The sequence below is a fragment of the Ramlibacter monticola genome (assembly GCF_016722785.1).
In the GTDB taxonomy this organism is placed as follows: domain Bacteria; phylum Pseudomonadota; class Gammaproteobacteria; order Burkholderiales; family Burkholderiaceae_C; genus Ramlibacter; species Ramlibacter monticola.
This window is the reverse complement of record NZ_JAEQNE010000001.1, coordinates 1,307,973-1,321,926: the sequence shown is the minus strand read 5'-3', so window position 1 is coordinate 1,321,926 and position 13,954 is coordinate 1,307,973. Positions and strand designations below refer to the sequence as shown.

General features: G+C 71.9%; 8 protein-coding genes. 6 read left to right on the top strand and 2 right to left on the bottom strand.

All coding sequences use genetic code 11. The features are described 5' to 3' along the window. Positions 1-15 precede the first annotated feature (15 nt). Positions 16-1,440: an efflux transporter outer membrane subunit gene (locus JJ685_RS06410; protein WP_201673355.1), complete on the bottom strand. Its 1,425-nt coding sequence runs from the start codon at positions 1,438-1,440 to the stop codon at positions 16-18. Between the two features lie 933 nt (positions 1,441-2,373). After that, positions 2,374-4,152 (bottom strand): hypothetical protein, encoded by a 1,779-nt coding sequence (locus JJ685_RS06405; protein WP_201673354.1) that lies wholly within the window; start codon positions 4,150-4,152, stop codon positions 2,374-2,376. 300 nt (positions 4,153-4,452) lie between these two features. On the opposite strand from JJ685_RS06405, the gene JJ685_RS06400 reads away from it, so the two are divergent. From JJ685_RS06400 to JJ685_RS06375, 6 genes are all read left to right on the top strand, one after another. Continuing rightward, the gene (locus JJ685_RS06400) at positions 4,453-5,850 is read left to right on the top strand and encodes a sensor histidine kinase (RefSeq protein WP_201673353.1); all 1,398 of its coding nucleotides are present in this window, start codon (positions 4,453-4,455) and stop codon (positions 5,848-5,850) included. Next, positions 5,843-6,487 carry a response regulator gene (locus JJ685_RS06395; RefSeq protein WP_201673352.1) on the top strand — a complete coding sequence of 215 codons (645 nt, stop codon included), beginning with the start codon at positions 5,843-5,845 and terminating at the stop codon, positions 6,485-6,487. The genes JJ685_RS06400 and JJ685_RS06395 overlap by 8 nt, the downstream gene beginning before the upstream one ends. Positions 6,488-6,503: 16 nt before the next feature. Next, entirely contained in the window at positions 6,504-7,703 is a 1,200-nt protein-coding gene (locus tag JJ685_RS06390; RefSeq protein ID WP_201673351.1) for an HlyD family secretion protein, read from the top strand. Positions 7,704-7,889: 186 nt separating this feature from the next. After that, the gene (locus JJ685_RS06385) at positions 7,890-10,592 is read left to right on the top strand and encodes an ATP-binding cassette domain-containing protein (RefSeq protein WP_201673350.1); all 2,703 of its coding nucleotides are present in this window, start codon (positions 7,890-7,892) and stop codon (positions 10,590-10,592) included. Further along, positions 10,589-12,715, top strand: coding sequence for an ATP-binding cassette domain-containing protein (locus tag JJ685_RS06380; RefSeq protein WP_201673349.1), 2,127 nt, complete (start codon positions 10,589-10,591; stop codon positions 12,713-12,715). The genes JJ685_RS06385 and JJ685_RS06380 overlap by 4 nt, the downstream gene beginning before the upstream one ends. Beyond that, entirely contained in the window at positions 12,712-13,926 is a 1,215-nt protein-coding gene (locus tag JJ685_RS06375) for a class I SAM-dependent methyltransferase (protein ID WP_201673348.1), read from the top strand. Before JJ685_RS06380 ends, JJ685_RS06375 begins: the two co-directional genes overlap by 4 nt. Positions 13,927-13,954: the final 28 nt, after the last annotated feature.

Genomic DNA, 13,954 nt, shown 5'->3' with positions numbered 1-13,954 from the left:
GGCAGCTCCGGTCCGTCAGGGAGGGGAAGAAAGGGCGGCGACCTCCCAGCCGCCCCCGAGGGCACGGATGAGGCGGACGGTCGCCTGGTACTGGGCCGAGCGCACCTGCAGGGCGTCGCGCTCGTTGCGCAGCTCCGTCCGGCGCGCGTCCAGCACGTCGAGCTGACTGGCCAGCCCGCTGCGGTAGCGCGATTCGGCCAGCGTCGTCGCCCGCCGGCCGAGATTCACGGCCGTGGTGGCGGTCTGGGACTGGTTGGCCAGCAGCTGCACGGAGGCGAGCTGGTCTTCGACCTCGCGCAGCGCGACTAGGATGTGTTCGCGGTAGTCCACCGCGGCCGCCTCGAGGTCGGCGTCCGCCTGCAGGATGCCCGCTTCGCGCCGGCCGCCGTCGAACAGGACGGCGCCCACCAGCCCGGCGATGCCCCAGGCGCGGGTGGAAGCCTGCAGCAGCTGGGCCAGGTCCGGGGAGGCGGAGCCGCCGGAGGCGGTCAGCGTGAGGGTGGGGAACCAGGCGGTGCGCGCCAGGCCGGCGCGCGTCTGCGCCGCCTGCACCCCGCGCAGGGCCGCCGCGATGTCGGGCCGGCGCGTCAGCACGGTGGCCGGCACGCCCGGGGGGATGGCGGGCAGGGGCGCGCGCCAGTCGCGCGGCGGCAGTTCGAAACTCGAGGCCGGCACGCCGGTCAGCAGGGCCAGCGCGTGTTCGAGCTGGATGCGCCGGCGCTGCAGCGCCTGGCCATCGGTTTCGATCGCGGCCAGTTCGGCCTGCGCGCGCACGAGCTCCAGTTCGGCCACCGAACCGGTACGCAGGCGCTGGCTGGTGATGGCGACGGTGTCGCGCCAGGACCGGGCCGCGGCGTCCACGATCGCCCGTTCGGCGTCCAGGGCCCGCAGCTCGAAATAGGCCTGGGCCATGTTGGCCTGCACCAGCAGGCGGGTGTCGCGCAGCAGCGCCTCCTGCGCCTGGGCGTCCAGCCTGGCCGCGTCCACGCCCTGCTGTAGGCGGCCGAACAGGTCGGCCTCCCAGCTGAAGTCGGCCAGCAGGGTGAACAGGTTGCCCTGGGTTCCCGCGGCGTTCTCGATCGGGCCGGCCTGGCGGCTGGCGCCGGCGCGCAGTCCGACCTGCGGATTGCGCGCGGCCTCGGCCCCGCGCACCAGCGCACGGGCACGGGCGAGGCGGGCCGCGGCGGACTGCAGGCTGGTGTTGCCGGCCGCCGCGGTGGCCTGGAGTTCGTCGAGCACCGGGTCCTGGAAGACCTGCCACCACGCCTCGGTGGCGGCCGGCGTGGCGGCGGGTGCGCTTGCCGGTGCGGCATGGCGGAACGCGGCGGGCAGTGCCGGCTCCGCCGGCTGCCCCGTGGGCGCCGACGCGCAGCCGCCCAGCGCCAGCACGAGCAGCAGCAGGGCGGGGCGCAGGGCGGCGACGGGACGGCGGGAAGTCATGGCTTGGCGCGTTCTCCGGAAGGAAGGAATCGGGGGCGGATGCCGGTGAGCCATCGGCCCCCGCGAGAGACCTGGAGCCTCGGCTTCAGATTCCCCCGCAACGGCTGATCGGCGGCACGTAGCTCACCTTGTCATCGTCGGCGCCGTAAGGGCGACCGTCCAGGTAAACGCAATTCACGGGCCTGCGCGGGATGAATTCTTTCTCGTGCCTTTCGAGTTCGCCCGGCTTGGCGAAGTGGGGGAAGGTGGGGAAAGCAGTGGGTGCGATCACCCAGATTCCCCAATCACCGGGGAACGGGTCCCGGAGCGACAGGCCGGCGAGGGTGCGGGCGCGATGCATTGCGGGGGAGGGAAGAAGGGGGGAGGAGAGGAGAAGGCGGGGGCGGATGTCGGTGAGCCATCCGCCCCCTGGGGACTCAAGGGGCCGTCTTCAGGGGCTCAGATCCCCACACAGCGGCTGATGGGCGGCACGTAGCTGACCACCGTGTTGTTGAGCAGGCTGCTCTTGGTGCCCCTGCCAGCGCGAACGTTGGATTTGATTTTCATGGCTAACTCCTTGTCGAGGGTTGGGTGTGCTCTAGGCACTTTGGGGTTTGCCGGTCACCCGGCGATATGGAACTGCAATTACCGTTCCAGGCAGGAAGTCGAAAGTACGCATGAAAAACAAGCGGGGCGGACGCTTGTGAGCGTCCGCCCCGCAGGGTGGGGAGGAAGGCGTGCGCCTCAGATTCCCACGCAGCGGCTCACCGGCGGAACGTAGCTGACCACCGTGTTGTTGATGAGGCTGCTCTTGGTGCCCTTGCCGGCGCGGACGTTGGACTTGATCTTCATTGCTATCTCCTGTCGAGGGTGCGTTGACTTCATGTGCTCTGGGCACTTCTTTCATTGCCGGCCCGATGCCGGCAATGCATCCGGCCTGCGTCGGTGCAGGACTCAGGCCTGGATTCCATCGTGGATCTCCAGGCGTTCGCGGGTGATCGTCACCCGGACGCCGAGGAGTCGCTCCAATTCGTCGAGCAGGTGCGGCAGCCGCCGCGCCTCGTCGCCCTGCAGCAGGACGTGGATGTCCACGTCGGTGGCGCTGAAGGGCCGGCTGGGTTGCTCCCGTCCCAGCAGGGTGTTGATGCGCCCCTGCGTCTCGCTCGCGAGGCAGAGGGTCTGCTGCGTGCGGGCGAAGCAGTGCATCAGCGTGTCCACCAGCAGGTCGACGCTGCCCGCGTCGCCGCCGTCCTCGCCGCTGCAGCGGCGTTGCAGCACCTTGCGCAGCGCTTCCGACGGCGCGCGATGCTGCTCGCCCAGGCGACCCGAGACGCGTTCCGGCAGCGACTGCCGCACCGGGTCGCCGAGGCCCGCCGCGCACTGCGCGTAGATGTCGGCGTAGACGCGTTCACGGTTCGCGCGCCACTCCTCGGTGGCGTGGAACGTCTCGTTGCGCAGGATCTCCGCCTTGTCGCGCAGATAGGTGTCGATCTGGTCGAGCGTGGCGGTGCGCGGGCCGATCCAGTCGTGCACCACCTGCGCCATCCGGGCGTAGGTGCGGGTCATGATCGGCCATAGCGAGAAGATCACGGCGAAGTTCTGCAGCCCCAGCAGCCCGTAGTCGATGGCGGGCTCCATGTCGGCCAGCGCCTGCTTCACCGGTTCCGCCAATTCGGCGTTGGCGAACTGCTCGCGGTCGCCGCCCTCGACCAGCACGCGCAGGAACTGGTCCACCATCGCGGTCGGGCCGGCGCACACGCCCTGCGTCGAATGGAAGGAGTAGTTGCGCTCGGCGTAGGCGTGGATGTCGGCGACGCTGACGCGCGTGTCGGGCGACATCGTCGCTTCGGCCACGGGCACGAACAGCATCTGGTGCGTGGTCATGCGCAGGCCGTCGGTGACGCGGAACATCGCGGACAGCACGGGGTGCAGCTTCCCGTTCTCCACGCGGCCGTCGTTCTTGACCAGGGGGTAGGTGGCCACCGCCAGCACCAGGGTGGACAGCCGCTCGACGTCGCCCAGGGTCATGCCGGCCCGGGCCGCGGGGAAGCGCTTCAGGTAGGCATCGCGGACCTGCAGCAGGGCCGCCATCGCCGGGGCCCAGTGGGCGCGCATCGCCTTGAGCGCGCTCACGTTCATGGGCTTGTCGTCCAGGTAGCGGCTGCCCGGATAGATGCAGGTGCGCCAGCGGGTCGGAACGTCCAGGCGCAGCGGGCGCGGGAACACGTTGGCCTCGCCGACCTGGCGGCCGTCGGTGTCCAGCGCGATGTGGGCCACGCGGAACACGGGCACCACCAGCTCCAGCCAGCCGGGCTCCAGGGCGCGGCCGGTCAGTTCGCGGGTGATCGCCTCGCATTCGTCCCAAGTGCGCGCTCGCTCGCTTTGCGCCACGGGCAGCGGCGAGGGCTGGTCCTTGCCTTCCGGGCCGCCGGCCACGCTTTCGTCGGCCTCCGTGCCCTGGACCAGCACGCCTTCGGCGACCAGCGCCTCCAGCAGCTCGCGCACCCGGGGCCAGTCGTAGCCGACCGTCCACTGGACCGAGCTGCCGGCGATGAAGCTGGCATGCTTGGCCAGGGTTTCGCCGAATCCGAACAGTTCCGGCTCGTCGAAGATGACTTCCTTGGGTCCGCAATAGAGGTGCAGCTCGCGGGCGCCGTCGCCGCCGGCCGCATACTGCACCACCACCCGCTTGTTCAGCGGCAGGAACAGCTGGTCGTGGGGCTCGATCCTCACTTCTGTCTCCTCCGAGGATCCGTCATCCTCCGGTGGGGCCGACTGTACGGTGGCATGGGCGAAGGGGCACACCCCCGCGCTCGCGGCAGGATGGCCCGGGACGGCAGGGGTTTGCTGGAGGTTCGACATGGGACGGATCCTAGGCATCTCCCCCAAGGCAGACCACGGCGGAGATGCGCGATTTGACGGCTCATTGGGTATGCCGGATGCGGCACCTTGGTGCCTTGCGAAATACGGTCGCGCTGCTACATTGCCTCCTAGGGGCTTTTTGTTTCAAAGTGTTTGCACGCTCTCCGCGGTATGAAGACCTTCTTTTTCCGGTTGTCGCTCTCGCAGCAATTCATGCTGCTGAGCTTTCCCATCCTGCTCGCCGGGACGCTCTTCATCGGCCGCTGGATCGGCCAGCAGGTCGAAGACAGCGTCGTCCACCGCGTGGGGGGCGTTACGGCGCTGTACGTGGACAGCTTCATCGCGCCGCACGCGCAGGCCCTGCTGCGCAGCGACGACCTCCCGGAGAGCGACAAGGACGCCCTGACGGCGTTGCTGAACAACACCGCCCTGGGCAAGCGCATCGCCGGCCTGAAGATCTGGCGTCCCGACGGCATGGTCGTCTACAGCAACGAGCCGGGCCAGATCGGCCAGCGCTTCGAGCTGGAAGACGGCCTGATCGCCGCCCTGCGCGGCGAGATCTACTCCGAGATCTCGGAGCGCATAGAGACCACCAAGCACGGCCAGCCGCTGCCGCGCGTGATCGAGACGTACACCCCGATCCGCGCCGACCGCCAGGGCAAGATCATTGCGGTGGCGGAGTTCTACCAGCACCCCGAGGAGGTCGACCGCGAGGCCGGCGTGGCGCAGCGCCAGAGCTGGATGACCTTCGCGGCCACCATGCTCACGATCTACCTCGCGCTGTTCGCGGTGGTGCGCCGCGGCAGCGAGACCATCGTGCGGCAGCAGCGCGACCTGAGCGAGAAGGTGGCGCAGCTCACCGCGCTCAACGCGCAGAACTCGCTGCTGCACCAGCGCGTCAAGCGGGCCGCCGAGCGCGCCACCGCGCTGAACGAGAACTTCCTGCAGCGCCTCTCGGCCGACCTGCACGACGGCCCCGGCCAGGACCTCGGCTTCGCCCTGATGCAGCTGAAGACGGTCGACTCGACCTGCCCCGGCACGTCCGGCGACAAGTGCGCGGCCGGCAACCTGGAGCCGGTGCGCGTCGCGGTGCAGTCGGCGCTGACCGACCTGCGCGCGATCTCCGCCGACCTGCAGCTGCCCGACATCCGCCATCTCTCGCTGCCCGAGCTGGCGGCGCGCTCGGTGCGTGACTACGAGACCAAGACCGCCTCGAAGGTGCAGCTCGATTGCACGGTGCCCGACGTGGCGGCGTCGATGCGCGTGAAAATCACCCTGTGCCGCGTGCTGCAGGAATCGCTGGCCAACGTCTACCGGCACGCCCACGGCAAGAACGCCCGCGTGAAGGTGAGCGGCGACGCCGAGACGCTGGTGATCGAGGTGAAGGACGACGGACCCGGCTTCCAGCCGGGCAACAGCCGCCGCCATGGCCGCCTGGGCCTGGCCGGCATGCGAGAGCGGGTGGAGGTGGCGGGAGGGACGTTCACCATCCAGTCCGCGGCGGGCCAGGGCACGACGGTGCGGGCCACGCTCCCATTGACGACGAACGAGGAGGAGTTGCATGTCTGACCGTATCAGCATCGTGGTGGTGGACGACCACCCCCTGTTCCGCCAGGGGGTCGTCTCGGCCCTGCAGGGCGAGCCCGATTTCCAGGTCGTGGGCGAGACCGACTCGGGCGAGCAGGCGTTGCAGCTGGCGCGCACGCTGATGCCGCAGGTGATGCTGCTGGACGTCAGCATGACCGGCTGGAACGGGATCACCACCGCGGAGAAAGTCAGCATCGCCTGTCCGGCGACGGCGATCGTCATGCTCACGGTCTCGGACGACAAGGACCGCCTGCTGGCCGCCTTCAAGGCCGGCGCCCGAGCCTATGTCCTCAAGGGCGTGTCGGCCCAGGAGCTGGCACGGGTCGTGCGTGCGGCTGCGGCAGGGGAGGTTTACGTGTCGCAATCACTCGCCGGAGAAATGCTGGTCTCGCTGACCCAGGGCAAGGCGCCCGATCCGCTGCAGGAACTGACCGCGCGCGAGCGCGAGATCCTGGCGCTGATCGGCAACGGATTCACCAATCGCCAGATCGGCGAGAAGATCTTCCTGTCCGAGCAGACGATCAAGCATTACGTGACCAACATCCTGCAGAAGCTGCAGGTGCGCAGCCGGGTCGAAGCCGCCCTGCTGGCCAATCGGCACGACCGCGGCACACGCTGACGTCCGTGGAAGTGTCATGCCGACCCGTTTCGTCCGCACCACACGATCGCTGGCGCACGATGGTGGCCGCCGCCCGCTGATCGGCTTCCTGGCCGCGGCCCTGCTGCTGGCCGCCTGGCTCGCCTGGTTCCTGTTCGGCCGCGTCACCGTCTACGAGATCTCGCGCCAGGCGCGGCTGGAGGTGCAGCAGTCCGCGCACCCGATCGCCGCGCTCGTCCAGAGCCGCATCGCCACCAATCCGCTGGTGCTGGGGCAGGAGGTCCGTGCCGGGGACCTGCTGATCGAGCTCGATGCCCAGGCCGAGAAGCTGCGGCTGAAGGAGGAGCAGTCGCGGCTGGAGACCCTGATCCCCCGCATCGCCTCGCTGAAGAAGGAAGTGGCGGCGCTGGAGCAGGCCGCCGCCCGCGAGCGCGCCGCCGCGCAGGCCGCGTCGCAGGGCGCCGCCTTCCGCACCCGCGAAGCTGCCGCCGCTGCCGACTTCGCGCGCGAGAACGAGCGCCGCCTGAAAGAGGAAAGCGCCCTCGGCGGCGTGGCCCAGATCGAGGCCGTGCGGGCCCAGGCCGAGTCGCTGAAGCTCGCCGCCAGCCGCGAGGCTCTGGCGGCGGAGCAGCGCCGCCTCGGCACCGAGGCCGAGGCCCGTGCCTTCCAGCAGCAGGCGCAGGTCGAGTCGCTGCGGCGCACGATCCTGTCCATGCAGGGCGAGGCGCAGGCCGCCGAGTCCACCATCGCGCGCCTGGGCGAGGAGATCGAGCGCCACACCGTGCGCGCGCCGGTCAGCGGCACCATCGCCGACGTCGCCGTGCTGCGCACCGGCGCCTATGTCGCCGCGGGCCAGAAGCTGGCCACGGTCGTCCCGCACGGCGGGCTGATCATCGTGGGCGACTTCGTGCCGGCCGCGGTGCTGGGGCGCATCCGGCCCGGCCAGGCCGCGCGCCTGCGCCTCGACGGCTTTCCCTGGGCGCAGTACGGGATGATCGACGCCCGCGTCGTGCGGGTCGCCGGCGAGGTGCGCGACGGCCTCGTGCGGGTCGAATTCGAGCCCTCGCAGCACGGCGCGGGCAGGCTGGTCCTGCAGCACGGCCTGCCCGGTTCGATCGAGGTCGGGATCGAGGAGGTCTCGCCGGCGCAGCTCGTGATGCGCACCGCCGGCCGCTTCGACACGCCCCTGCCCGCCGCGGCCCCCATGGCGGCGCGCGACCTCACGGCAACGCAATGAGCGCCGCACGGCCGCCCGAAGGCGCTCGCCCCCTCCGCTTGCGGAGGGGGGAGGCGGAGCACGCAGTGCGGAGCCTGGGGGAGGCGTCCCAATGAGCGCCGCACGGCCGCCCGAAGGCGCTCGCCCCCTCCGCTTGCGGAGGGGGGAGGCGGAGCACGCAGTGCGGAGCCTGGGGGAGGCGTCCCAATGAGCGCCGCCGTGTTCGCGCCGGGACGACGCTGGATCGTCCCCGAGGTCGTGCAGACCTCGGCGATGGACTGCGGGCCCGCCTCGCTCAAAAGCGTGCTGGAGGGCTTCCGCATCCCGGTCAGCTACGGGCGCCTGCGCGAGGCCTGCCAGACCGACGTGGACGGCACCTCCATCGACACGATCGAGGTGCTGGCCAACCAGCTCGGGGTCGCCGCCGAACAGGTGATGATCCCGCTGGACCACCTGTTCCTCGATTCGGCCCGGGCGCTGCCCGCGGTCGTGGTGGTCCGCCACTCCGATGGCGCGACGCACTTCGTCGTCGCGTGGCGCCGCGTCGGGCCGTGGGTCCAGGTGATGGACCCGGCGGTGGGCCGGCGCTGGATCCGCTGCACGCGCCTGCTCGAAGAAGCGTTCCGCCACCAGACGCACGTGGGCGCGGGCGCCTGGCGCGAGTGGGCGGCCTCGGACGACTTCCTCGATCCGCTGCGCGAGCGGCTGGCGCGCCTGGGCGCCTCGCGCGCGCAGGCGGCGACGCTGGTCGACGAGGCGCTGGCCGACGCCACCTGGTTCGGCCTGGCGGCGCTGGACGCCAGCGTGCGCTTCATCGCTTCCGTGATCGACGCCGACGGCCTGCGCCGCGGCGCCGAGGCCATGCAGGTGACCGAATCGCTGTTCCGCGACACCCATCGCAGCACCGGCGACATCTTCCGCGTCATCCCGCCGCGCTACTGGTCTGCCCACGCCTGGGACGAACTGGGCGAGGACGGCGAGTTGCAGCTCACGCTGCACGGCGCGGTGCTGGTGCGCCTGAGCGGCCGCACGCCGGCCGACGCGGCGGAGAGCCCCGAGGCGCTGAAGTCGCCCGAACTGAGGGCCGCGCTCACCGAGAAGCCGGTGCATCCGATGAGGCTGGTGGCCTCGGTGCTCGCCCGCCAGGGCCGGCTCGGCCTGTTTGCACTGGCCGGCGCCATGGCCGTCTCCGCTGGTGCGGTGCTGATCGAGATGCTGATGTTCCGCGGCCTGTTCGAGGTGTCCACCGCGCTCGCGCTGGCGAGCCAGCGGCTGCTGGCCTTCCTCGCGGTGCTCGCCTTCGGCGGGCTGCTGCTGGTGTTCGAACTGGGCATCGCCGCCGAGGTCCTGCGGCTCGGGCGCCACCTCGAAGCGAGCCTGCGCGTGGCCCTGCTGGAAAAGCTGCCGCGCCTGAGCGACCGCTACTTCCACAGCCGCTCGGTGTCCGACATGGCGGAGCGCAGCCACAGCCTGCAGATGCTGCGACTGCTGCCCGGGTGGGCGCTCCACATGCTGCAGGCCGTCTGCGACCTGGCGTTCACGCTGGTCGGCGTGGCGCTCATCGACCCGGAGAGCCTGCCGCTGGCGCTCGCGGTGTCCGCCGCCGCCGTCGTCATCCCGCTCGTGATGCAGCCGCTGATGAACGAGAGCGACCTGCGGGTGCGCAACCACGCGAGCGCGCTGCACATCTTCTACCTCGACGCGCTGCTGGGGCTGGTGCCGATCCGCTCGCATGCGGCCGAGCCCGCGGTGCGGCGCCGGCACGAAGGGCTGCTGGTCGAATGGGTGCGCGCGGGCCGCGCGCAGATCACCGTGTCGCTCGGCGCGGGCGGCCTGCAGTCGCTGGTGTGCGTCGCACTCGGCGCCTGGCTGCTCGTCTCGCACTTCGGCCGTTCGCCGACGGTGAGCGGCGCCGACCTGCTGCTGGTGTACTGGACGCTCAAGCTGCCGGCCGTGGGCCATTCGCTGGCGGACCTCGCGCACCAGTACCCCGCGCTGCGCAACGTGCTGGTGCGGCTGCTGGAGCCCTTGAACGCGCCGACCGAAACGCCGGACGCCGCGCCGCGGCAGGCGGGCGACGCCGCCGCCGGGAACGGCCCCGTCGCCATCGCGGTGGAAGGCGGCAGCGTGCTGGCGGCCGGCCACACCATCCTGGAGGACCTCGAGCTGTCGATCGCGGCGGGCGAGCACGTCGCGATCGTCGGCGCCTCCGGTGCCGGCAAGTCGAGCCTGCTGGGCCTGCTGCTCGGATGGCACCGCCTGGCCGATGGCACGCTGCGGTTGGACGACGCGACCGCGGGCGCGGCGGCCATCGAGCGCCTGCGCCACGCCACCGCGTGGGTGGACCCGGCGATCCAGCTGTGGAACCGGTCCTTCCTCGACAACCTCGTGTACGCCTCCGGGGGCACGGCGCTGGACCAGGTCGGCCCGGTGCTCGATGCGGCGCGCCTGCGCGGCTTGCTGCAGAAGCTGCCCGCGGGCCTGCAGACCCATCTCGGCGAAGGCGGCGCGCTGGTGTCCGGCGGCGAGGGCCAGCGGGTGCGCCTCGCCCGCGCCCTCCTGCAGCAGGACGTGCGGCTCGCGCTGCTGGACGAACCCTTCCGCGGCCTCGACCGCAGCCAGCGGCGCGAACTGCTGGTGGAAGCGCGCGCGTGGTGGAAGGACGCGACGCTCCTGTGCGTGACGCACGACGTCGCGGAAACGCAATCCTTCGACCGCGTGCTGGTGGTGGAGGGCGGGCGCATCGTCGAAGACGGCCGCCCGGGCGAGCTGGCGCAGCAGGACTCGCGCTACCGCCAGATGCTGCTGGCCGAGGAGGAAGTGCAGTCGCGCCTGTGGGCGGACCCGCGCTGGCGTCGCATCCGCGTCGAGGACGGCGGCTTGCGCGCCGACGAAGGAGCGGTGGCATGAATGAGGTGCTGGACGTGCGGCCGCTGTGCTGGCCGGTGCAGCGCCTCGGCGAGGCGATGGAGGAACTGGCCCGGCGCGCGCGCCTGCGCGTGGCCACGGCCGAGGGCCCGCAGGTCCCCGCCACGCTGGCGGCCGACGGCGCGCAGGAGCAGGCCCGCTGGCTCGAATGGGCGGCGCACCGCCTCGGCCTCGAAGCCGAGGCGCTGGACGCGCTCGCGCCCGAACTCGATTCGCTGCTGCGCGGCGCCGCGCCGGCGCTGCTGCGCGTCGGGCACGACGCCGGCGAAGGCTTCCTGCTGCTGCTGAAGTCGCGCGGCGACAGGGTCCACCTGGTCGGCCCGGACCTGCGGATCCACCGCGTCGCCATCGCGGCGCTGCGGCGTGCCCTCTGCGCGCCCTTCGAGGCCCCTTTTGCGTCGGAGGTCGACAAGCTGGTCGACGCCGCCTCGGTGCCCGCCGCGCGGCAGGCGAGCGTGCGCTCGGCCCTGCTGCGCGACCGGCTCGCCACCCAGGAGGTCGCCTCCTGCTGGATGCTGCGGCTGTCGCCGGCGCGCGGCTTCTGGGACCAGCTGGCGCAGGATGGAATGCGCGGCCGCGTGCTGCCCATCGTCCTCGTGTTCGGGGTGCTGTATGGGCTGGAGGTCCTGTCCTGGACGCTGATCGGGCAGGGCACGCTGCACGGGCGCGTCGACGGCGGCTGGCTGGTGGCGTGGACGCTGCTGGTGCTGTCGCTGGTGCCGCTGCAGTGGCTGGGCGGCTGGCTCGACGCGCGCTTCGCGCTCGATGCGGGACGCATCATGAAGTCGCGCCTGCTCGCCGGCGCCTTGCGCAGCGACGTCGAGGCGGTGCGGCGCCAGGGCGCGGGCGAACTGCTCGGGCGGGTCCTGGAGTCGCAGGCGCTGGAATCGGTAGCCCTCAACGGCGGCTTCGGCGTGCTGGTGGCGCTGCTGGAACTGCTGTTCGCCGCGAGCATCCTGGCCGCGGGCGCCGGCGGCTCGCTGCACGTCGCGCTCCTCCTGGGCTGGGTGGCGCTCACGCTGGGCCTCAGCTGGCGCTACCTCGGGCGGCTGCGCCACTGGACACTGGAGCGCCTGCGCATGACGCAGGCCCTGGTGGAGCGCATGGTGGGCCACCGCACCCGGCTCGCGCAGGAGCAGCCGGCCCGCCGCGACCACGAGGAGGACCAGGAGCTCGGGAGCTACCTGCGCACGTCGCAGGTGATGGACCGCGCGGTGCTGCCCGTCGTCGGCGCGATGCCGCGGGGCTGGATGCTGGTCGCGCTGGCCGGCATCGCGCCCGCCTTCGTCGGCGGCACCGCGTCGCCGGCCGACATCGCGATCGCCCTCGGCGGCATGCTGCTGGCCGGCCGCGCGCTGACCGGCATCTCCACCGGCCTGTCGGCGCTGGCCCGCGCCACGGTGGCCTGGCAGCAGGTCTCGGGCTTCTTCGGCGCCGGCGAGGAGGGCGCCCGCACGCCCTTCCTGCCCGCGTCCAGCAGCGAGGGCCAGCACGCGCACCGGCTGGTCGATGCGCGCGAACTGAGCTTCCGCTACCCGGCGGCCGCCAAGCCCGTGCTGCGCGACGTGGACCTGGCGATCACCCGCGGCGAGCGCATCCTGCTCGAAGGCTCCTCCGGCGGCGGCAAGTCCACCCTGGCGGCGCTGCTCACCGGCCTGCGCCAGCCCGCCTCCGGTTCGCTGCTGCTCGCCGGCCTGGACCGACAGACGCTGGGGCAGAACTGGCACCGGCTCGCCGCCGAGGCCCCGCAGTTCCACGAGAACCACATCCTCACCGGCACGCTGGGCTTCAACCTGCTGATGGGGCGCAACTGGCCCGCCAGCGAAGAGGACCTGGCCGAAGCGCGCTCGCTGTGCGAGGAGCTGGGGCTGGGCGACCTGCTCGAACGCATGCCCGCCGGCCTCGCGCAGACCGTCGGCGAGACCGGCTGGCAGCTCTCCCACGGCGAGCGCAGCCGGATCTTCCTGGCCCGCGCGCTGCTGCAGAAGGCGCAGCTCACCGTCCTCGACGAGAGCTTCGCCGCGCTCGATCCCGAAACGCTGGGCCGCTGCCTGCGCACCGCCTTCGAGCGTGCGCCGACCCTGATGGTGATCGCCCACCCATGAATTCCACCGCCATCGCCCAGCTCACCCGCGAGCGCCTGCGCGCCTCGCCCAATTTCGTGCTGGCCTTCAGCCAGGACGGACGACCCTACGTCGCGCAGGAGACCGAGCCCTATCTCCAGTACTGGCTGTCGCAGCGCTATCGGATCCTGCTGTCGCTGTTCTCCGGCCCGCGCGGCGCCACCGGCGCGCAGGTGGTGGAAGCCTATTTCCGGCTCACCGACTCGGAGCCGCAGGAGGCGGAGCGCAAGCGCGTGCTGAAGGCCGTGGCCGACATGCGTCAGGCCGGCGTGCTGGTCGGGACGCGCGACGACGTGTCGCGCTACGACGCCCGCATGGCGCAGGACTACCTGCGGCACCGTCCCTTCCCCGCCGACCTCGCGAGCTTCCTGGTGCGGGAGACCGGAATCGGCCCCCAGACGCGCGTCCTCGACCTGGCCGGCGGCCCCGGCAGCCTCGCGCTGCAGCTGGCGCAGGTGCCGGCCAACGTGACGCTGATGGACCTCTCGCGCGGCTTCGTGCGGGCCGCGCGGGCGACGGCCGCCGGGCGCGGCGTGGCGCTGGAGGCGATCCACGAATCGGCCAACCGCCTGATGTACAGCGACGCGGAGTACGACGTGGTCACGCTGTCGCAGGCGATCCACTGGCTCGACGACGTGCTGGTCTGCCGCGGCATCACGCGCACCCTGGCGCCCGACGGCAGCTTCCTCGTGATCCAGGCCACCATGGACCTCGACGACGCGCACCCGCTCGCCTTCGTCTTCGGCAAGGATTCGATCCTGGGCCGCAAGGACCCCCAGCCCTTCCCGCAGCAGGTGCAGGCGCTGGCGCGGCGGCTGTCGCTGCTGTTCGAGGCGCTGGACGCGCCCGACGTGCACCGCCACGACCCGACGCAGCGTTTCGCCGGCGAGGAGGCGGCGCCACCCGCGCGCGTGGTGCCGGCGAAGGTGTCCTTCTTCCGCCAGCGCCGGCCCTTCGACCTGGGCTACGCGCGCGCGTTCCTGTCCGACGAACACATCCGGCCCACCGGCCTGGCGCCGGAGCAGTTCTGGGCGGACGTGGAGGCGCGTTGCGCCGCGGCCACGCCGCGGCAGCTGGAAGGCCACTTCGACTGGGCGGTGCTGCACTTCCGCCGCGGCGGCGTGCCGGGCGTGCCGGCCGATTTCGGCGCGTGCGAAGTGCAGTCCCTCGCGTGGGAGCCGGCGCAGGATTGAGCTGCCGGGTCGACAGGCCCGCCACCTC